This is a genomic window from Acetobacter sacchari (assembly GCF_017377715.1).
In the GTDB taxonomy this organism is placed as follows: domain Bacteria; phylum Pseudomonadota; class Alphaproteobacteria; order Acetobacterales; family Acetobacteraceae; genus Acetobacter; species Acetobacter sacchari.
Genome location: NZ_JAFVMF010000004.1, coordinates 207,997 through 228,293, shown reverse-complemented (window position 1 = coordinate 228,293; position 20,297 = coordinate 207,997). Strand labels below are relative to the sequence as shown.

Here is a 20,297-nt window from a genome sequence, read left to right as displayed (position 1 = left end):
GTTTCAGTCTCCCTCGGCGATGAGCGGGGCCGGCCCTGTCCGATCCGCTCCCTGTTTTCCGGCCGTGTGGCGATTCTGTTGCATCCACAGTGTGCGATAGATGGCGCACCGCTCAAGAAGCACCTCGTGCGGCCCTATATCCATCACTCGCCCGCGATCCATGACCAGAATTTGGTCGCAGTTCACAAGCGAGGACAGACGGTGAGAGACGATCACCATAGTGCGCCCCTCGCCGATGCGTTCGAGGTTGGCGTTCACCAGCGCCTCGCTTTCCGGATCGAGAGCTGAAGTGGCTTCGTCAAGGATGAGCAGCTTGGGGTCGCAGATAACCGCACGCGCGATGGCTAGTCGCTGACGCTGGCCGCCCGAGATATTGGTCGACCCTTCCTCGATCCACGTCTCGTAGCCTGCAGGCATACGCTCGATGAATTCTTCCGCGCCGGCCAGACGAGCTGCGCGGACGACGTCGTCAATGGTCAGGCCAGGCCGCCCGGCTGTTATATTCTCGCGAATGGTGCCGCGGAACAGAAAATTGTCCTGCAGCACAACGCCGAAGGAGCGGCGAAGATGGGTCAGATTGATCTCGCGCAGATCAACGCCGTCGAGCTTGAGGTAGCCGCTATACGAACGGCTCACGCCTTGCAGGAGGCGGGTGATGGTGGATTTTCCGGAGCCCGAGCGTCCCACCAAACCAAGCATGGTGCCAGCGGGAACTTCGAAATTTACGTCGTCGAGCGCTTTTCCGGTAGAGCCGGGGTAAGTGAAATTCACGTCCACGAATGACAATGCGCCCTTTATCCGAGGCCGCATGCCAGTGGTGAGAGCCTTGGTCTCGGTCGGTTGGTTCAGCACCGACCCGGCCTCGCCAAGCGACGTGCGGACTTCGTTCATGTCATCGAGAAGCTTTGCAAGGCCAACCAGCGGCGACGCGACACGTCCACCCAGCATCATGAACGCGACAAGCGCGCCGACGCCGACGTTGCTGGCGTTGGTGAGGATGAGGTAGGCTCCCACGAGAATTATGCCGCGGTTAATGAACATTTCCAATGGCATAGATAGGGTGGAAGGCCAGTTCGACATCCGCCCGGCGGCAAGCTTCCAGCGCACTACATCGGCTGTTTTCTCGTCCCACTCCTGCTTGCGCGATGGCTCCAGCGCCAGAGTCTTGATCGTGCGGATGCCGGCCACTGTCTCATACATTACGGACGACCGCTCCATCTCCGAGCGCACAACATGTTGGTAGATCCGCGCGATGGGACCCATGAACACCACCACCAGAAGGCCGATCAGTCCGGCTGCGGCGACGGTCATCCAAGCTAGCGTCGAACTGAGGTAGAAAAGAAACGGCAGGATGACGACAAGCGTAAACATGTCGAGGAATGTGCTCATCAGCTTGCCGGTCATAAAGTCGCGGACTTTATAGATGGCCATAACGCGCCCGATCACGTTGCCAGCTTGTTGTCTCTCGAAATATTCAAGCGGAAGAGCGAGCAGGCGGCTGAACAGGTGCAGGGACAATCTTGTATCGATGCGCGTCGTGAGAACCAGCGTAAGTTCGCGCCGTCCGTAGGACAGGAGCACTTCGTAGAACGACAGGACCAGAACAATCGCTGTGATCGACACCAGCGTCGCCATGGAGCGGTTGTTCACCACGCGGTCGATGACCTGCATGACAATCAGCGGCGGGAAAATCTGGAGAATGCTGAGGGTCATCGACGCAATGGCGATGTCGCGGAGCGATTTCTTCTCGCGCAGGACCATCTTTGCCAGCCACGAGGCGTTAATCGGCGCATCGGCTTCGCTTTGGTCGCGACGCCGTTTGATCAGCAAGGCGTCGCCGGTCCAGATTTGCGACAGCCGTAATTCGTCGACGGGGACCGGCAGGTCGCCTTCGCCACGCAGCGGGTCGCGCAGCCAGACGATGCCCTGATCGGCGCTCGCGTTGATCATGAGCGCTGCGGATCCGTCTCGGAATAGCAGCACGATGGGCGGAGAGTTGGTCATCTTTATCAGATAACGCCACTTCAGCCGCATGCCTTTGGCGACGGCTCCCTGCTCGTTGAGCCAACGGCACAACGTAGCGGGCGACGGGCTGGCCTCCCCTGGCTCAGCAGCAAAATCGCGGACGTCCAGTTCCAGCCCATGGAAATGGGCTGCGGCGATTACGGCGCGGAGGCGGATGAATGCGGGGGCATGTCGTTCATCACGGCTGTTCTCCGCGTGACCGTGAGCGTCAGAACCTGCGGGGTCACGGCCTGATGCGCCGGAGTCATGATCGACTGGATCCACGGAGTGTCCTCATAAACTGCTCTTCGCCCTTCGCGTCCTAACGGAGGGCCAACTGCCTCTACCACACAAAACGCCGGATCGCCTCGCTTTATATTTGCGGTCGCCGCTTCGAAGCACGCGGGTTATAAACAATAACGTTTCGATATTTAGAGACCGCGAAAAGCGACCCATATTCGCGGCCGGAGCGCGGCAGAGACCTGCAAGCATCGCATTTACGCTCGGGAGGCTGCTCGAATCGCGAATAAGGTCGATAAGGCGGACTCGGCGTGAAGAGCGTCCGCGATGGCGTCGACTGCGCCAGTCGGCGCCGCAACAACGACGCGCCGAAAAAAGCCACACCGCCCTCGTGCGCGATCCTGAATGAGCGCGAGTAGCGCCTTGGTAGCCTCGCGCTGTGGGCCGCAGCAGACGCATACAGGGCCATGCTCGTTAGCGAAGACGCCAGCGCGCGCGTCGGTCGCCGCGAAACGAAGGGAGCTCCCGACACCACCCAATGGGCGCACCGCCGCCCAGTCCGATCCTGCGTCTGCCAGCGTCTGGGTAGTTGCGTTGAGCAGAGCAATGCTATGGCGTAGGTCGGTCGCTATCTGCGCCACGTCGTTGGCGTCGATCACATCCAGCGGCAATCTGCGATCAGACTCAGTCATGGTGCGCCGCCTTCGGTGCTTCCGTCCCGCCGAGCCGTTCTTTCTGGACAGCGTCGATGGCCTCTGTGATAACCGCCTCCCCGGCGTCGGGCCGCCCGTTCGGGGTCGCTCGCGCTTTCGTCCAGGCGACGACACCGTCGTGGCTGTATTATATAGAGACCAATGACAGCGGCAAAACCCCAACGCCCCCGCCTGATGGACGCCCTTCGCGAGCAGGTGCTGCTTTGTGATGGCGGCATGGGGTCGCGCGTGCAGGTCCTCGATCTTGACACCGAGCGCGACTACTGGGGGCAGGAGAACTGCACCGAGATCCTGAACCTGTCGCGCCCGGAGCTGATTCGCGAGATTCATCGCGGATATTACGAAGCTGGCGCCGACATGGTCGAGACCAACAGTTTCGGCGGCTCGCCCATAACGCTGGCCGAATTCGGACTGCAGGACCGCGCGCGAGAAATCAATCGTATCGCCGCGACGCTCGCGCGCGAGGCTGCGGACAGCTTCGACGACGACCGCCATCGTTACGTGATCGGCTCCGTCGGGCCGGGCACCAAGCTGCCGTCGCTGGGCAATATCGATTACGACACGCTGGAAGCCGGCCTTGCCGAGCAAGGGCGCGGGCTGATCGAGGGCGGCGTGGACGCCGTACTGATCGAGACCTGTCAGGACACGTTGCAGATCAAGGCGGCGGTCAACGGCATGAAGATCGCACGAGCGGAGCTTGGCGCGGATACGCCAATCTTCGTGCAGGTGACGGTCGAGACGACAGGGACCCTGCTCGTCGGTCCCGACATCGCCGCCGCGGCGACTGTCATTCACAGCCTCGATGTTGATCTGGTCGGCCTTAACTGCGCCACCGGCCCGCAGGAGATGGCGGAACATGTCAAATGGCTGTCGCAGAACTGGCCGGGCATGCTGTCGGTGCAGCCGAACGCCGGTCTGCCGGAACTGGTCGACGGGAAGACGCATTATCCGCTTGGCCCAGACGAGATGGCGAGCTGGGTTGAACGGTTCATCGTTGAAGACGGACTCAACATCGTTGGCGGATGCTGCGGCACATCGACGCCGCATATCGCGGGACTGGACGCCATGCTCCGGCGTCGGGCGGAGGGAACCGGGCGCCATCGGCCGGCGCCAACGCCGCGCAAGCCGGTCTGGACGCCATCCGTCGCCAGTCTCTACAGCCAGACGCCGTTGCGTCAGGAGAATGCGTATTTTTCGATTGGCGAGCGCTGCAACGCCAACGGGTCGAAGAAGTGGCGCGAGCTTCAGGAAGCGCACGACTGGGACGGCTGCGTCGCGATCGGCCGCGAGCAGGTCGCGGAGGGCTCCAACTCTCTCGACGTTTGCACCGCCTTCGTAGGGCGTGACGAGCAGGCGGAGATGAACGAGGTCATCCGGCGTTTCACGTCGTCGGTGAACGCGCCGCTTGTGATCGATTCCACCGAAACGCCGGTCATCGAGGCGGCGCTGAAGCTGCATGGCGGCAAGCCCATCATCAACTCGATCAACTTCGAGGACGGCGAGCACATCGCGCATGAGCGCATGAAGCTTGCCAAGAAGTTCGGCGCCGCCGTGGTCGCGCTGACCATCGACGAAGTGGGTATGGCGAAGACGCCGGAAGACAAGCTGCGCATTGCGACGCGGCTCGTCGAATTTGCGTGCGACAGATACGGCCTGCCACAGTCAGATCTGTTGATAGATCCGTTGACCTTCACCATCGCCACGGGTGTGGAGGACGATCGCAAACTGGGTCAGTGGACGCTCGAAGGCATCCGTCTGATCCGTGAACGGTTTCCGGACATCCAGATCGTGCTCGGATTGTCGAACATTTCGTTTGGTCTGAATCCGGCGGCGCGCGCAGTCCTGAACTCCGTGTTCCTCGATCACGCGGTTCGTGCGGGGATGACTGGCGCGATCGTGCACGTGTCCAAAATCCGACCGCTGCATATGATCGCGGAAGAAGAAGTGCGGGTCGCCGAAGACCTGATATTTGATCGTCGCTCCGAGGGGTACGACCCGCTTCAGCGCCTGCTGGAGCTGTTCGCGGGACGCAAAGCGGCGGACGCCGTCAAGAAGCAGCGTGCGGAGACCGCGCCAGAACGCTTGCGTGACCGGATCGTTGATGGCGACCGCAAGGGCCTGGAGGACGATCTGGCCGAGGCGATGCGTGAGATGCCGCCTCTGGATATCATCAACACCGTCCTGCTCGACGGCATGAAGGTGGTCGGAGAGCTGTTCGGCTCCGGCAAGATGCAGCTTCCGTTCGTGCTGCAGTCGGCTGAAACGATGAAGGCTGCTGTCGCTTATCTGGAGCCGTATATGGAGCGGCTTGAGGGACAGGCGCGCGGGACCATCGTGCTGGCGACGGTGAAGGGCGACGTGCATGACATCGGCAAGAACCTTGTCGATATTATCCTGACGAACAACGGGTACCGGGTGATCAATCTGGGCATCAAGGTGCCTGTGGCCGACATGATCGAATCAGCGCGCGCCGAGCGTGCGAACGCCATAGGCATGTCCGGACTTCTGGTGAAATCGACTGTCATCATGCGGGAAAATCTCGAAGAGATATCCCGTCAGGGCCTGGACCTTCCGGTAATTCTCGGCGGCGCGGCGCTGACGCGCAACTATGTCGAGGAAGATTGCGTCGCCGCCTACGGGACGAGCGGACGCGTGGCCTATGCGCGGGACGCATTCGACGGGCTGGCGCTGATGGATCACATCGCGCAGGACAAATTCGACGACTATCTCGCCGCGATTGCGCGGCGACGGGAGGGCAAGTCCACGCGCCGGACCGAACGTAAGCCGGCAAGCGCCGAGACCCGCGGGTTCGGTCCGGTCGATGTCGCTGCGGCACGGGAGCGCAGGCATGGCGTAACGCGGGGCGAACCGGTTGTGACGCCTCCGTTCTGGGGCGCGCGGGTTATCGAGGCCGAGACGAACGCGGTTCTGCCGTTCCTGAATGAACGGTCACTGTATCAGTTCCAGTGGGGGTTCCGAAAACAGGGCCGATCTTTAGAGGAGTTTCTGGGGTGGGCGCGGCAGGAGCTGCGCCCGGTGCTTCGCCGGATGCTGGCTTTGGCGGAGGCTGACGACATTCTTCGTCCGCGTGCGTCCTACGGGTACTGGAAAGCTGCGGGGCAGGGCAACGATCTGATCCTGTTCGAGGAGGATGGGACGACCGAAGTCGCGCGATTCCTTATGCCGCGGCAGCCTCGCGCGGACGGTGAATGCATCGCCGATTTCGTGCGCGACGTGGACGATGCTGAGCGCGACGTGATCGGCCTTCAGGTCGTGACCGTTGGTCAGAAGGCGTCCGACATAGCGCGTGACTGGTTCGAGCAAAACCGTTATCAGGACTATCTGTATCTGCACGGTCTTTCAGTCGAGATCGCCGAGGCGATGGCGGAGTACACGCACAAACGCATTCGCGCAGAACTTGGGTTCTCAGGCGAAGATGCGCGCGAGATGGATGCTTTGCTGGGGCAGGGGTATCGCGGGTCGCGGTACTCTTTCGGATATCCGGCCTGCCCAAGACTTGAGGATCAGGAGCCGATTCTCAAGTTGTTGAACGCCGATCGCATCGGGGTCTCTCTGTCGGACGGGTATCAACTCCATCCTGAGCAATCGACATCAGCGTTGGTGATCCTCAATCCAAAAGCGAAGTATTTTACGATTTGAGGATTTTTGCGCGTCTGGCTGGAAACGACCGCGATCGTTCAGGCGGTGATGTTCCGGTCACTCGCGCGTCTGTATTGTAGGGCTGGCGGCGCCTCCCCGGCCACGATCATTTTCTCGAACAGCGTATAGCCGTCCCGGCCGGACGCCTTGGTCGTGTAAAGGGCGGTGTCGGCCTTGCGCATCAACACCTCGGCCGAATGCCCTCCGGGGCTCATCGTCACTGCGCCGATGCTCGCCGTCACGACGTGCAGGGCCCCAGCGATGTTGTAAGGTTCCCGAAGCGCCTGGCAGATGGTTTCGCAAAATGCGTCGAGTTGCGGAGTGGAGAATTCTCCGGGCACGATCAGGGCGAATTCGTCGCCTCCGAAGCGCCCGGCGCGTCCTTGCCGGTCTTGCGTGAGGCTGGAAATTCTGGCGCAAAACGCTCTGAGGAACTCGTCGCCTGCGTGATGGCCAAGGTTGTCGTTCACGGCTTTGAAATTATCGACGTCGATGAACAGCAGGACCCCATGGATACGGCTCGTCACCATGAGTCTGAGGGCGGTTTCGAACGTTTTTCGGTTCATCGTGGATGTTAGGGCGTCGTGCGACGCGATGTATTCAAGGTGCTCCTTCATTCTCAAAAGTCGACGAGTATTTTCACGAATTCTCTTTACGGCGTTATTGACAGGGACTGCAGCCAGCAAGAGCGAGAACAGGAATGGCTGAAGCATGTCTTCCCGCATGAGGCGCCCATCCGGGGACAGCCGGGCGATTGGACCGAAGCCATGGGCGGTGAACGCAGAGGCCAGAATTGCGACGAAAAAAATCGAGGTCAGCACTGCGGCGGGACTGGCGCGAAACGCCAGCCATGCGAGCGCCGGATAAAGAAACAGGAACAGGGGTGAGTGCGCCCAGACAAAACTGAGGACAGTCAGCGCCAGACATGGCAGCAGCCCCGTCAAGGCGTTGGTCGTCATCCGGTAGGCAGCGCTCCTCGATGAGCACGAACGCGCCAGTTGCAGCAGCGGCGACGTGGCGAGAGTGAGCCCCAGAGCATCGCAGAAGGTCCACTGCGCCCACTCGGCGAAAGGCGTTGCCGGGTCATCCAGGAACAGGTTTTCGATCGTGACGCCGATACCGGCCTCAAGCCCGGAGGTAAACAGGGCGATCCCGGCGAACGCCGCGAAGCGTCGGGGGTGCGTCAGATCGGTCCGCGCCCCGCAAAAGCGGCGGGTCAATGGCGCGGCTGCGATGGGTTGGGCGATGTTGAGCAGGCAGGTCAGGAGAGCTTCGCCTGGAGTGTAAGCGCTGTAAGTGTTGATGAAATAGTTGATCGCGGCGCACGCGACGGTGACGGCGGCCGCTTGTCGCGCGGGCAGCGTCAGCATCGCGGCCAGCATCGCGGCGTTGGCGGGCCAGAACGATGAATAGCCGGAGTCGTCAGTGCACAGAAAGCGTGTGACGATGGCGCTGGCCGCGAACATGATGACCAGCAGGACGCCTGCACGAGCTCCGCGTCTGGCTTCGGCTGGTCGGCAGGGTTTCCAGGCCAAGGAATGATGTCTCCGGGCGGCCATAATGGCGGTCGCGTTTATAACGCACATTGGTTCAAAGGATATCGGAAATTCGTACGATTCGATTTGATTTCGAAACTTAAAATTCGTTAGACGCAGGACTTCTTTTGCGACGTGGCGTGGGATTGGTTTTCTTTGTATATTATTGAATGATTGTTTGTTTGAATAGAGATTTCGATGAGGTCAACATTGCAAAATTTTCTTGTTATTGCGGCGTCGAGGGCATGTGAAATTATTTAGAATTATTTCGAAATAAACAAATATTGTCATCATTGATACGCCAGCTGGCGCTTGTGTGGCGTTACGTCAGGAATTCTAGATGTACGCCGGCATATTAAGAAAATTTCTTTAAATACTACGTGCTACACATCTCGGCTCTGGCGCGCGCCGCGTCGATCGTGCTGGTACGATGATTTGCTTCGTTGAGAGCAGCTCCTATGGACGCGAACCGAAGCGCTTCCGCTTTAGTGAAGGCGTGCGATGCGCTCCACTCTCAGTCGCCGCAGACGTGTCTGTGATCCCGGCGCCGGACTTTGCAGCGGCGCCCAAAAATGGAAGGATCGCGGCGTTTCAGGAGCGGAGCCTTTTTATGCGTCTTGTCGGTATGCTGGACTCGCCGTTCGTGCGCCGGGTGGCGATTTCGTTCGAACTGATGGGGCTGTCGTTTGACCATGAAGCCGTGTCCGTTATTCGAACTTTCGACGCATTCAGTCAGATCAATCCGGTCGTGAAGGCGCCGACGCTCATCGTAGACGATGGAACGACGCTGATGGAATCGTCGCTGATCCTTGATTATGGAGAGGCGCTTGTAACGGAAGAGCGCCGCCTTCTGCCAGTCGCGGTGCCGGAACGGCTCCGTTGCCTTCATCTGATGGGTCTGGCCCTCGCGGCCTGCGAGAAGACGGTGCAGATCGTCTACGAATTGCATCTGCGCGCGGAAACCGAGCGTTCAAGGCCATGGCTCGATCGGGTGACGCGACAGTTGCTCGCGGCGTATGCGGGCCTCAATGAAGCTCTGACGTCTGCGGGAGAGGGCTGGGCGCTGGGCGAACGCTTCACCCAGGCGGACGTCACGGTTGGCGTCGCCTGGCGCTTCACGCAGGACGTCGCAGCGGAGTATGTGCGGGCGGCGTCTTTTCCAGCGGTTGCGCGCCTTGCCGCCCGCGCCGAACAAACGCCGGCGTTCCGCGCCTGGCCGCCTGTCTGAGGGATTGGGCGTGCGCCTGTTGCAGTCAATGAACGCCATGGGCGTCGGTCGATGCTGACGCGTCTTTTTCCGGTCTGGGCCTGTCTGGTTTTGTTTGCCGCCGTCATGTGGTCTGGCCCCTTCGCGGCGATGGCGCCGGCGGTGACGCCGCTGCTTGCGTTCATCATGTTCGCCATGGGGGTGACGCTGACGCCTGCCGATTTTGCACGCGTCGCCCGCCGTCCGTGGCCGGTTCTGGCAGGCGTGGGGCTGCATTACCTCGTCATGCCTTTGGCGGCGTGGGGGATCGCGCACGTTCTCTCGATGCCGCCTGCACTAGCTGCGGGAATGGTGCTTGTCGGTTGCGTCGCCAGCGGCACTGCGTCGAATGTGATGATCTATCTGTCGAAGGGCGATGTCGCGCTTTCTGTCAGCATCAGCACAGCTTCCACGCTCGTCGGAATTGTCGCCACGCCTCTATTGACGCGGCTGTTTGTCTCCGCCGACGTGGCCGTGGATAGCTGGGGCTTGTTTCGCAGCATCGTGACGATAGTCGCTGCGCCGATCATGCTTGGGCTGGTGCTGAACCGTGCCGCTCCGAAACTCGTGCGTGTCGTCGAGCCTGGGTTGCCGCTGGTGGCGATGGCGTCAATCCTGATCATCATCGCGTGCATCGTTGCGTTGACGCGGCCCGCACTTGCGTCCGTAGGGCCGATCGTTTTGGTCGGCGTGATCGCGCACAACGCCATTGGCCTTCTGGGCGGCTATTGGGGCGGGCGGTTGTTGGGCTTCGACGAATCAGTCTGTCGAACACTGGCGCTGGAAGTCGGGATGCAGAATTCCGGGCTGGCGGCGACGCTGGGGCGCTTGTATTTTTCGCCGCTTGCGGCGTTGCCGGGCGCAGTGTTTTCAATCTGGCACAATATTTCAGGGTCTTTGCTGGCTTCGTTCTGGTCGGGGCGGCCGCCGAGGTCGCGGGAGTGATCGTGCTGGGTGTTGAAATGTTCATTCCACCTGCGCGCGGTTTTCCACCATACTTTCACTCGTTGCATCATGAGACCTGATGGAACCGATGAAATGGGGCCTGTTTATAAGTAAATGTGAGCGGATGTGACTTTAAGCCAACCTTCCAACCAGTAGTTTAATTCTGGCCTCGACATCCTCCGGGCCGCCCCCCAGACGACGGTCCAGCCCGAGAACGACGATCCCATGCACGGCCTCGTACATCGTGCGCGCGAGTATTGGGCGTTCATTTTCTGGAATGTCGATGTCAGCTGGGAAGAGCGTAACGATACGTTCGATGAGCCCGTCCCTCAGCGCGAGAAAACTCGGCGGCAGTTCTTCGTTAGGCCTCAAGCGGAGAGCGAAAAGGGCTTCCCAACGGTTCAGATTGTCGCGTGCATAGTGAAAATATGCCAGAGCCAGGGCCTTCAGGCGATCGCGACTGACGTCGATTGCAATCTCCTGCGCCTGCGCGAACACACTCGCGCCCATATCCTGCAGTGTGCGTGAATTGACTGCAAGGATAACACCGTCAAGGCCGCCAAACAGGTAACCCAGTGATCCTAACGCACAACCGGCGCGGACCGTGATTGCTCGCGCCGTACATGCGCCCATGCCATGGTCGACGATGATGCTTTCGGCTGCGTTCGTGATGAGGGTTTTGAGTTCCTCAGGGTCTCGCCCTTTGCGCCCCATATCTATTGCTCGCTCAATGGTCTTCGCTTCTGTGTTGCCAGAGAACGTTTCGGGGCGCAATTTTTTTGAACGACGTTCATTTTTTCTTGCGCAGCAGTTGCTGCTGTGTTTTATGAACATCGTTCATTAATAAAAGGACGAGCCACAATGGCCATTCGAAACCCTACGAACTCTTCCAGCTGGATCCTGTTCACCTGGATATGCTTTTTCGTTTCTATCCTCTCCCTTGGGGCGGCGGTGATCTACATGCCGATGGAAAGCTGGCTTCGCGCTTATCTGGGCTTGTCGGGCCTGTTTATTGTTCAGTCTTCGATCTCGCTTTCCAAAACACTCCGTGACCAGGCGGAGGAAAACTCTTCGGCGCAACGAGTGAATTGAGGGAGAGGTTAAACCAACCGGAATTGTGAGTCCCTAAGTCTTAATCGGGCACCCGAAATCGCCCGCGTTTGTTTCCACAAGTGGAGGTCAGGCTCGTGAGCTGGAATATCATTTATATATCAATGCTGGTGGCCGATTTTCTCGTTTACCATGTGTCGATAATCGTCTGTGCTGTGGCGGCGATTCATCTTTGTGATTTTGGTGGAGCCGGTCCAACTCGAGAGAAGAGGAATTTAATCCGAATTGTATGTACGCTTCCGATTTTTGTTGTTGGCAATGCAATTCTTTCTGCAAACTCTCTCTGGAACGCCTCCCAGCCGACGACCGTTTTGTGGATTTCCGCCATCCCGACACCTATATTGCTTGGAATAAAATTTCGGTTTTTCTATTTTGAGCGGTGCAAAAGTGTATTACGAAAATGGCGTAAAGCATAGTTGAGTAGGCTCTTTGTCGTTCGGCTTGCGATGGCAAAATTTGTATATTAAATTATGTGTTTCCGATAAAAATTTTAAAAACTTGATAAAATTCAAAGATAATAGAAAAGGCGACGTTTTGTTATCGGTAACGATCTATGAATTGCACGATAGTCAATGTCGCAGGATGGGGTTTGCAAAAAATATTTCACAAAGACAAAAATACCCGCGCCAGCTTGTGAGGCGTCACGTAGCGCAGACGAATATGTACGCAGCAGATTTTACGTAGCCGCTTTGGTAATCGTGTTTAATGCCAAAAAGAAAAATTCAGGATATGCGCCAGTTGTAGTGCAGAAATTTTGATCAGGCGCGTGCTTTTATTAATTTAAAAACCTTTTTTCAATTCCGCTATGAAAAGTGGATTCACTGAATATCCGCACGCGTTGCAGTATTTTCGAAATGTCCGTCGGTGACTCACTCCGCCCCCGCCCCATTCGCCCCCATTTCAGCTACTAAATCCGACAAATGCCCCAGTTCGTTTAACGTAAGACCTGCAGGCGGCCGGACGCGCGCGCTCGTGGCGCGCGCGACGCGACGAGGCAACACCGCCAGTTCAAACCCGAGTTTCTGGGCTTCCTTCAGTCTTGCGTCAGCCTGCGGCACCTGCCGGATTTCACCCGACAGGCCGACCTCGCCGAAATAAACCGACCCGGCGCTCGTCGGTTGTCCGGTCGCCGCCGATATCAGCGCGGCTGCGACTGCAAGGTCGGCTGCGGGTTCCGTGACGCGCAGACCGCCCGCAAAGTTGAGATAAACGTCCATCGTCGACAGTTTAAGCCCGCATCGGGTCTCAAGCACCGCGAGCAGCATGGCGAGGCGCCCCGTATCCCAGCCGATCACCGCACGGCGCGGGGCGTTGTCGCCAGCCTTTGGCGATAGCAGGGCCTGAACCTCCAGCAATACTGGTCGTGTGCCCTCCAGTCCGGCGAAAACTGCGGAACCCGCAATATTGCCGCGTCGCTCGGCGAGAAACAGGGCGGAGGGGTTGGGAACCTCGACCAACCCGCGATCCGTCATCGCGAACACGCCGATTTCGTCCGTGGCGCCGAAGCGGTTCTTGGCGGCGCGCAGGATGCGAAACTGATGCCCACGATCGCCCTCGAAATACATGACGGCGTCGACCATGTGCTCCATAACGCGCGGTCCCGCCAGCGCGCCGTCCTTCGTGACGTGGCCGACGAGCACAAGGCTGAAGCCGCGCTTTTTGGCGAGGCGTATCAGTTCGAACGAACAGGCGCGGACCTGAGCGACCGAACCGGGCGCGCTGTCGACGGTGTCCAGCCACATCGTCTGGATCGAATCTATGACGACAAGCGCGACGTCCGATTCATTTTCGAGTGTAGAGACGATGTCCGACACGTTGATGGAGGCGGCAAGTTGCAGGGCGGGCGCCTCAAGCTCCAGCCGTTGCGCGCGCATGCGGATCTGGTCGATTGCTTCTTCGCCCGAGATGTAGACGACGCGTTGTCCGCCGAGCGCGAGGCGGCACGCCGTTTGTAACAGCAGAGTCGATTTGCCGATGCCGGGATCGCCTCCGACGAGCACGACGGACGCGGCGACGAGACCGCCGCCCAGAACCCGGTCCAGTTCGTCGATGCCCGTCGCCCGTCTTGGAGGCGGCGATGCGGAGCCCGTCAGCCCCTCAAGGCTGATCCCGGTTTTCGTGGCGCGTCTTCTGGATGCAGCGGCGGTGGGCTCCACCGCCTCCTCGACGATGGTGTTCCACTCGCCACAGGCGTCGCACTTGCCTGACCACTTCGGAGTGACGGCGCCGCATGACTGGCAGACGAAACGTTGGGTGGGTCGTTTGGACAAAAAGATGCATCCTCTGGGCCAAAAGCGGCGGCTGTCCCTTTTGTTAGTCGATCATTGGCGCGAGGCAAATTTTTACGGCGCGATGCGGGTTTGTGGCATTGTATTTCCGATCAGTCTCTAGGATATTCGGGCGCGGATGTTCAGGAAACTATCAGGGAGATTGAGGCGTGATCCGAGTTAAAGTGAGCACGTCTTCCGGCAAGGCCGCTGCAGTCAAAGCAACTCCCACGCGCTCGACGCCGAAAGCTCGTGTCGTTGCAGCGCCTGCGAAGAAGATTAGTGCGATTTCGAAACGGAAATCCTCGCCAGCCAGGGCGAAGGCAGTTGAAGAAGTGGTGGCCGTCGAAGTCGCCGCTCGCGTCCCTGCAGTGCGTGAGGCCCTGTATTTCGACGCGCAGTGGTACCTGGATGCTTATCCCGACGTAAATCAGGCAGGGGTCGACCCAGCGTCCCACTACAGAGAGAGTGGATTTCGGGAAGGGCGTCAGCCGAACGCGGCTTTCAACGGCAAGGCGTACATCGCCGCCAACCCGGACCTCGCTGGGTATGAAAACGATCCCTTCATGCACTACGTGTTTTTCGGAGCGGCGGAGGGGCGGCCACTCTCCTGAATCCTCGAAGTCTGCCGCTGTGCTGTTCTAAAAAAATGTGTCGTGTGGCGCTCAGGGCGCCGCTCTACGGCAAGTGAGGCGGCGTCGTTGAGCCGCCTTTTTCTTTTTCTCCTCTCGGAACGACACAGGTTGCCGCTCTGGCTTCCCGTTGGGATGGCCATCGGGACGTCGCTCTATTTTGTAGCGCGCGACGACCCTGCGCCCTGGGCGGCTCTAGTGGCGGCGGCAATGGGCGGTGTGCTGCTTGCGGTGGGTTGGAGGCGGCTGGAGGCGCGGTTGCCGGGGGCGGCGGCGCTGTCGATTTCGATCGGTTTTCTCGCGGCATGGTCCAGTGCGCATCGCCAGCCGCCTATGCCGGAATTGCCTCGCCGGGCGGTTTATGTGACCGGGCGAGTGGACGCTGTGGACACGCTGGTCCCGCGTTCCGGAGATCCAGCCGACTCGTCTCTACGTCGAGTCACGCTTGGACGTGCTCTGTTCGAGACTCCGCAAGATGAAGGGATGCTCCCCTTGCGGCGCTCGTTACGGGTACGATTGCGGGGCGACGACGTGGCGGTCCTCGCTCCCGGAGATCAGATAAGGGTGCGGGCGCTTCTTCGTCCCCCGCCGTTTCCGGCGCTTCCTGGTATGCGCGATCAGCAGAGGGAGGCCTGGTTCTCCGGTCTTGCGGGGGGAGGGCGAGCCCTAGGTCCGGTGGAGAAAGGCGTCGCGGCGGCCACAGGGTTTTCGGATGACCTGCCCGTAGGGAGCCACGCAGCGCGTAAGGTGACCGCAGGCGGCGGCGTGATGGACCGCAAAACGACGGACGCAGCCATCGGGCGGCTGTCTCTCTCTGCTGAGGGCGTTTCGGCGGCGTCGTCCCTGGAAACCGCGCGAGAGATCATCGCGGCTCGGATACGTGCCGTGCTGCCAGACGCGCGAGGCGCAATCGCGGCGACGGTGCTTGTGGGTCTTTCCAGCGCCATACCCGCCGCTGATCGGGAGGCGTTCGCTGCGTCGGGGCTTGCGCATCTTTTGGCGGTGGCGGGGCTTCATCTTGGAATCGTTATCGGTCTGATCATGGCGGCGGTCCGAACCAGTCTGGCTTTGTGGGAGTGGGCCGCGCTCCGTCTGCCATGCAAGGAGATCGCCGCAGTAGTGGGGTTGCTTGGCGGCGCGATTTACGTTGCTCTCACAGGAATGCATTTGCCTGCGCTGCGCAGTCTCGTGATGGCGGGGCTGGTTGTACTGGCGCTTCTGACCGGCAGGCGCGCCGTATCGATGCGCGGCTTGGCCACGGCGGCGGCGGTGCTTTTGCTTACCGGTCCTGCCGAACTGTTGAACGCGCCGTTTCAGATGTCGATTGCGGCGGTCATGGCTCTGATCGCGGGATATGAAGCACTCCGTAAACCGCTTCTGCGGTTGCACGGCGATGGTGGATTGGGACGGCGTCTGCTCGTCCACGTTGTGATGCTCGGCCTGACCAGTTTGCTGGCCGGATTGGCGACTTTACCGGTGTCGGTGGCGCATTTCGGTGAAATTCAGCCATTTTTCGTTTTGGCGAACCTGATCGCCGTGCCGCTGACAGCGCTGTGGGTAATGCCTGCTGGATTGATCGCGGTCGCAATCATGCCGCTGCATCTGGAGGCGGCGCCGTTGCATTTTATGGGAGAAGGACTCTCGGTCATTCTCTGGTTCGCTCGTATGGTCGCAGCGTGGCCCGCCGCACGTATCGCGGCGCCGATGACGCCTGCTTGGGGGCTCGCCACATTTCTGCTGGGGTTGTGCTGGCTGTGTCTTTGGTCGCGCCGCTGGCGCCTGTTGGGGCTGGCGCCGATGCTGGTCGGGTGTCTGTCGCCTTTTCTGGTCGCGCCGCCCGACATCGTTGTGGCGGCGGATGGCGGTGTGATTGGCGTGCGTGACGGCGGCAGACTTTATGTCGCAGGCCGTTCGCGAGACGCGTGGGTCGAGCGCGAAGCCTGGAAACAGGCTTTCGCGCTGCCTCTGGGCGACCTGCCGCAGGCAGGAGGGCAAACGCAGGATGGAGCGGCGACATGCGGCGAGGACGGCGCGTCGGGCGTCTGCGTTTTCACACGGGGCGGGCGCTCGGTCCTGCTACGCGTTGAGGACAGCAGCGATGGCGACGTCACGTTGCCTGCATCGCTGTGCGCCGGCATGGATCTGTTCGTCACGGTCAGCCCTGCGCGCGCATCCTGTCCCGGCGTGCGCGCCATCGACCGTTTCACGGTTTGGCGGGAGGGGGCGCAGGCCGTGTGGCTGGAGGGAGCGCATATGCGCGTTCTTTCGGATTCTGCGTGGACCGGGCGGCGGTTATGGACGATGCGCCCCGGAGGGCACGGGACGCCGAATTTGCCGATGGCGGAGGAGGAATAGCGGGTTTGGGCTTGCTGCGGGATGGGAACGCAGGGTGGCAAATTCGCGAGCGATTACGTCTGGTAGCGTAGTGACGATGAAGGCGTATGGCGGCTTTGCGTTGTTTGAGAAGTGCGAGCGGAATTTTTACAGCAGCGACATGGGGTTCGGTCTGCAGGGATGGGGCGCTCGTCAGCGGGATTTCGGCGTGGCGACGCGAATTGCGTAGAACTGCATCGTGACGGGTGGATCAATTTTTCAGATTGAACAGTTTGCTATCACAGCGAGATGAAGCCTGTTCCCAAGTCATTGTACGCGGATAAAGTTTTCGGAAAAAACGTCTGGGGGCATCCGGCTCGCCGCATCGCAGTCAACCTGCTTCACAAAAACATCATGACGGAGGCTGTATAACCACATCTGGTTCGGAAAAATCGTTTTGAGTTTCAACGCAATTTGCGCCCCCAAAACGAACGATATCGTTTTTTTGTTACGCTCACCCGAACGGCATTGGCTGATAAAATGTCCTGATAGCGTTACAACAGGGAGCGGTGATTCTGCGAGACCGCCCCCTGTTGTCACCTTTTTCTACACTGAACGCCGGGGCGCCGAATTCGGCTTCATCACGTTCTTGCGCGGTCTGGCGCCAGCAAGCGCGACTTTTACCCCGGCGGGAGGCGTCAGTCAGAGAGCGATTGGCCCTTCTTCACCAGATCGCTGCACAGCTCCACGCGCTTCGACTTGTTGAGCGTGGAGATGTCGAACGGCGTGCTGGAACCATTCTGCAGCAGGCCTTGGCCGCCGATCGAATAGCCCTGATCGCTCTTTACGTCGTCACGCTTCGCAAGGTTGCGCGCCGTGCTGCGTGCGGTCGTGCTGTTCACCAGTTTTTTACTGATGCAATAGGAGAGCAGACCGGTGACGTTGCCAGTGCTGGCGGACGACAGGGACGGAAGGCCGTTTTCATCCAGAGCCCCCGGCGTTGCGCTGGTCGCGCTGCCGGTGACCCCCTTCACGATCTGCGTTCCCTTGGTCGCCAGATTGGAAGCCGGATCGGCAGGGGCCGTCACGGGCACGCTGCCGGCAGGCTGGGTGGAGAGGACCGTGCCCGCGGGAAGCTGCGCAGCTGCGCTCTGCGCGTGTGCAGCGCCGATGGCGGAAAACGCGAGTCCGCAGGCCGCGCCAAGGGCGATGTACTGAGTCTTCAGCATAAGAAAGCCTTTCAAAATCCGATCGAACCAATGCACGAAAGCGGCGCAGGGCCGCGATGTCGGCGAGGTGTCGTGCTTCTGAAACGGCAAGATGCAGCTGGAGTTCTTTTCGAAATCGTTTCAATATTTCTGACTGCCCCCCGTACGGGCGAGGCGCCCAGCTCACCATTGTAACCCGAGCAGTCTTCAGAAGAGGCCATGCAGCTGGCGCGTGAGACCGACGATCAGCTTACTCCGTCATTCCGTCGCCAAACTTCAAACGAGAGGGAGGAACAGGTCCGTCACAGTCTCATTCTCCGGCACATCGGGATAAAACGTGACGCGCTGGCAAAACAAAGGAAAATCGCGCAATTCCTCTCCGCTGCCGGGCAGCCAGTTCCGATAAAGAAAAGTCGCCGGATGCTCGAGGTCGTCGCTCCTCCCGATGACGCGCAAAACGGCGCAACGCCCTCTAGGGATTAGGTCTTGCGTCACACGATCATCGTTGGGAGGGATCGTTCTGGTTGTTGCTGCGCATAAGCCGAGGCGAAACTGGGTCGGTGACGTTCTTCGGGGATCACAATAGAATATCGTGAAAGTGTCGCTCACCGTCTTTCCCAATCCGACAGATCGACGCCACGTGACGAACCGTCGGATCGTGCCGGGAATGCCTTGAGGATCGCCTAGATGGGTCATGACGGCGACAGGAGTGGCGGGAAAATCGCGGATGACGACGTCGTTCAATGTGTAATTCGCCATATGCCTGCTCCGTGCGTCGATGAATGGCCCAAAGGCCGTAAGCCACGTTTTCCAGTCCGGCGTTTTCCGAAAATCGGTGGGCGACTGGCCGAAACGCTGTCGGAAAGCGCGTGCGAAAGCATCCGGCGCCTGATATCCGGCGTCCAGCGCGATTTCTGTGACGCTGGCCGCAGTATGAAACGCCAGATGGTGTGAAGCCCGCCGCATTCGGGCGAGTTGGACGTAACGATGGATGGAGAGGCCGAAGGTCGCCGCGAACTGGCGGTGGAAGTGGTGTTTCGAGAAAGCGGCGACGGCGCTCAGCGCATCAAGGCTCAGATCGTCGTCCAGATGACGGTCGATGTGGTCGAGCACGCGCTGCATCCTTATCTGGTAATGTCCGCGAGCGGCTTCGGTCATGGGGTCCTCCGTGGCGAAGGCAGTTAAGCAGCGCCGTGTTCAATCCGCTCGGCAGATATTGCTATAAGCATGCCCGGTTTTCGGTGCGGCGGACGTCTCGCTGCAAAATCCTCCATGAGATGAACTTCGTTGGCGCTTGACGCCCCCGGTCATTCGCGACACCTCAACGCCCAACGGCACAACGGAGGCGACCATGGCCACGAAGATCATCATCGACACCGATCCCGGTCAGGACGACGCGCTGACGATTCTGCTGGCGCTGGCCAGCCCTGAGATCGAACTGTTGGGCGTCACCACGGTCGCGGGCAACGTCGGCGTGGCGCAGGCGACGGAGAACGCGATCAAGGCTCTCGACCTCGCCGGACGGCCGGACGTGCCCGTCCACGCGGGCGCGGAGCGAGCGCTGCTGCGCGAGAGAGTGGACGCAACCCATGTCCATGGGCGCACCGGATTCGAAGGCGCGGACCTGCCGCCACCCAGTCGCGCGTCGTCGCCCGGCCATGCGGTCGATTTCATTATTCGTACGGTGATGGAGAACGAGCCGGGCGAGGTGACCATCTGCGCCATAGGTCCGCTGACGAACGTCGCTCTGGCGCTCGCGCGCGAGCCAGCGCTCAGGACACGGCTGCGGCGTATCGTGACCATGTCGGGCGCCTTCGCCGAGGTCGGCAACATCACGCCGTCCGCCGAGTTCAACGTGTATGTCGATCCGCATGCGGCCGACATGGTCCTGCGTTCCGGCGTCGAACTCGTGATGGCGCCGCTCGACCTGACGCACAGCCTGCACACCTCCGCCGCGCGTCTGGCGCGGTTCGAGGCGATCGGGAATCGCGTGGGGTCGGTGGTTGCGGGGTGGCTGCGCTTCGAGAAGCGGTTCGAAGCGACGAAATACGGCACGGACGGCGGCCCGCTGCATGACCCGAACACCGTTCTGTGGTTGCTGCGCCCGGATCTGTATCGCGGGCGGCTGGTCAATGTGCGGGTGGAGACGGCAAGCGAGCTAACCATGGGCATGACCGTCGTCGATTGGTGGGGCGTGACCGATCTGCCGAAGAACGTTCAGTTCCTGCGCGAAGGAGATGCGGACGCGTTGTATGACGTGATCGCAGAGTTGCTGGCGCGTTTCAAAGATGATGGAAACGGCGGGACAGTTGCTCCGAAATTTCTTGAGGCCCGGGGCGCGTGATTGACGTGATTGTTGCCTTTGCAACCAGCGTCGATCCGGCTATCGCCCGGAATTGTCCTTTCTATCCATCGTCCATGCCG

The 20,297-nt window shown here is 60.2% G+C and carries 16 protein-coding genes; 9 read left to right on the top strand and 7 right to left on the bottom strand.

Going from position 1 to position 20,297, the window contains the following annotated elements; all coding sequences use genetic code 11:
* Positions 1-3: 3 nt before the first annotated feature.
* On the bottom strand, positions 4-2,289 hold the full coding sequence (locus J2D73_RS05170; RefSeq protein WP_408736822.1) for a peptidase domain-containing ABC transporter: 2,286 nt from the start codon (positions 2,287-2,289) through the stop codon (positions 4-6).
* Positions 2,290-2,501: 212 nt separating this feature from the next.
* Positions 2,502-2,936, bottom strand: coding sequence for a hypothetical protein (locus tag J2D73_RS05165; RefSeq protein ID WP_207880005.1), 435 nt, complete (start codon positions 2,934-2,936; stop codon positions 2,502-2,504).
* Positions 2,937-3,098: 162 nt separating this feature from the next.
* Between J2D73_RS05165 and metH the strand changes: the two genes are divergently transcribed.
* On the top strand, positions 3,099-6,617 hold the full coding sequence (gene metH / locus J2D73_RS05160; protein ID WP_207880003.1) for a methionine synthase: 3,519 nt from the start codon (positions 3,099-3,101) through the stop codon (positions 6,615-6,617).
* A gap of 38 nt (positions 6,618-6,655) precedes the next feature.
* Here metH and J2D73_RS05155 read toward each other — a convergent pair whose 3' ends face one another.
* A complete protein-coding gene (locus J2D73_RS05155) occupies positions 6,656-8,152 on the bottom strand; it encodes a diguanylate cyclase domain-containing protein (RefSeq protein WP_207880001.1) in 1,497 nt (498 codons plus the stop codon).
* A gap of 610 nt (positions 8,153-8,762) precedes the next feature.
* Between J2D73_RS05155 and J2D73_RS05150 the strand changes: the two genes are divergently transcribed.
* A complete protein-coding gene (locus tag J2D73_RS05150) occupies positions 8,763-9,380 on the top strand; it encodes a glutathione S-transferase family protein (RefSeq protein WP_207879999.1) in 618 nt (205 codons plus the stop codon).
* Between the two features lie 51 nt (positions 9,381-9,431).
* Entirely contained in the window at positions 9,432-10,343 is a 912-nt protein-coding gene (panS, locus tag J2D73_RS05145; protein ID WP_207879997.1) for a ketopantoate/pantoate/pantothenate transporter PanS, read from the top strand.
* A 132-nt stretch (positions 10,344-10,475) separates the two neighbouring features.
* On the opposite strand, the gene J2D73_RS05140 is transcribed toward panS, so the two are convergent.
* Complete coding sequence (locus tag J2D73_RS05140) at positions 10,476-11,057, bottom strand: TetR/AcrR family transcriptional regulator (protein ID WP_207879995.1); 582 nt, start codon at positions 11,055-11,057, stop codon at positions 10,476-10,478.
* A 147-nt stretch (positions 11,058-11,204) separates the two neighbouring features.
* Between J2D73_RS05140 and J2D73_RS05135 the strand changes: the two genes are divergently transcribed.
* Complete coding sequence (locus tag J2D73_RS05135) at positions 11,205-11,435, top strand: YiaA/YiaB family inner membrane protein (protein WP_207879993.1); 231 nt, start codon at positions 11,205-11,207, stop codon at positions 11,433-11,435.
* 95 nt (positions 11,436-11,530) lie between these two features.
* A complete protein-coding gene (locus tag J2D73_RS05130; protein ID WP_207879991.1) occupies positions 11,531-11,869 on the top strand; it encodes a hypothetical protein in 339 nt (112 codons plus the stop codon).
* 453 nt (positions 11,870-12,322) lie between these two features.
* Here J2D73_RS05130 and radA read toward each other — a convergent pair whose 3' ends face one another.
* Positions 12,323-13,723, bottom strand: coding sequence for a DNA repair protein RadA (gene radA / locus J2D73_RS05125; RefSeq protein ID WP_207879989.1), 1,401 nt, complete (start codon positions 13,721-13,723; stop codon positions 12,323-12,325).
* A gap of 167 nt (positions 13,724-13,890) precedes the next feature.
* Between radA and J2D73_RS20685 the strand changes: the two genes are divergently transcribed.
* The 3 genes from J2D73_RS20685 (at position 13,891) to J2D73_RS05110 (ending at position 16,915) form a co-directional block, all read left to right on the top strand.
* Positions 13,891-14,334, top strand: coding sequence for a hypothetical protein (locus J2D73_RS20685; RefSeq protein WP_243429657.1), 444 nt, complete (start codon positions 13,891-13,893; stop codon positions 14,332-14,334).
* Between the two features lie 87 nt (positions 14,335-14,421).
* Positions 14,422-16,707 (top strand): ComEC/Rec2 family competence protein, encoded by a 2,286-nt coding sequence (locus tag J2D73_RS05115; protein WP_243429656.1) that lies wholly within the window; start codon positions 14,422-14,424, stop codon positions 16,705-16,707.
* A 34-nt stretch (positions 16,708-16,741) separates the two neighbouring features.
* Positions 16,742-16,915, top strand: coding sequence for a hypothetical protein (locus tag J2D73_RS05110; RefSeq protein WP_207879987.1), 174 nt, complete (start codon positions 16,742-16,744; stop codon positions 16,913-16,915).
* Between the two features lie 448 nt (positions 16,916-17,363).
* On the opposite strand, the gene J2D73_RS05105 is transcribed toward J2D73_RS05110, so the two are convergent.
* Positions 17,364-17,894 (bottom strand): DUF2501 domain-containing protein, encoded by a 531-nt coding sequence (locus tag J2D73_RS05105; RefSeq protein ID WP_207879985.1) that lies wholly within the window; start codon positions 17,892-17,894, stop codon positions 17,364-17,366.
* 255 nt (positions 17,895-18,149) lie between these two features.
* Complete coding sequence (locus tag J2D73_RS05100; RefSeq protein ID WP_243429655.1) at positions 18,150-19,031, bottom strand: AraC family transcriptional regulator; 882 nt, start codon at positions 19,029-19,031, stop codon at positions 18,150-18,152.
* 193 nt (positions 19,032-19,224) lie between these two features.
* Here J2D73_RS05100 and J2D73_RS05095 point away from each other — a divergent pair, with 193 nt between their 5' ends.
* Positions 19,225-20,217: a nucleoside hydrolase gene (locus J2D73_RS05095; RefSeq protein ID WP_207879983.1), complete on the top strand. Its 993-nt coding sequence runs from the start codon at positions 19,225-19,227 to the stop codon at positions 20,215-20,217.
* Positions 20,218-20,297: the final 80 nt, after the last annotated feature.

What these genes read in the sequence shown, in the direction of transcription:
- J2D73_RS05165 (WP_207880005.1), bottom strand. Translation starts at nt 2,936, where the DNA reads ATGACTGAGTCTGATCGCAGATTGCCGCTGGATGTGATCGACGCCAAC.
- metH (WP_207880003.1), top strand. Translation starts at nt 3,099, where the DNA reads ATGACAGCGGCAAAACCCCAACGCCCCCGCCTGATGGACGCCCTTCGC.
- J2D73_RS05150 (WP_207879999.1), top strand. Translation starts at nt 8,763, where the DNA reads ATGCGTCTTGTCGGTATGCTGGACTCGCCGTTCGTGCGCCGGGTGGCG.
- panS (WP_207879997.1), top strand. Translation starts at nt 9,432, where the DNA reads ATGCTGACGCGTCTTTTTCCGGTCTGGGCCTGTCTGGTTTTGTTTGCC.
- J2D73_RS05140 (WP_207879995.1), bottom strand. Translation starts at nt 11,057, where the DNA reads ATGGGGCGCAAAGGGCGAGACCCTGAGGAACTCAAAACCCTCATCACG.
- J2D73_RS05135 (WP_207879993.1), top strand. Translation starts at nt 11,205, where the DNA reads ATGGCCATTCGAAACCCTACGAACTCTTCCAGCTGGATCCTGTTCACC.
- J2D73_RS05105 (WP_207879985.1), bottom strand. Translation starts at nt 17,894, where the DNA reads ATGCTGAAGACTCAGTACATCGCCCTTGGCGCGGCCTGCGGACTCGCG.
- J2D73_RS05100 (WP_243429655.1), bottom strand. Translation starts at nt 19,031, where the DNA reads ATGACCGAAGCCGCTCGCGGACATTACCAGATAAGGATGCAGCGCGTG.
- J2D73_RS05095 (WP_207879983.1), top strand. Translation starts at nt 19,225, where the DNA reads ATGGCCACGAAGATCATCATCGACACCGATCCCGGTCAGGACGACGCG.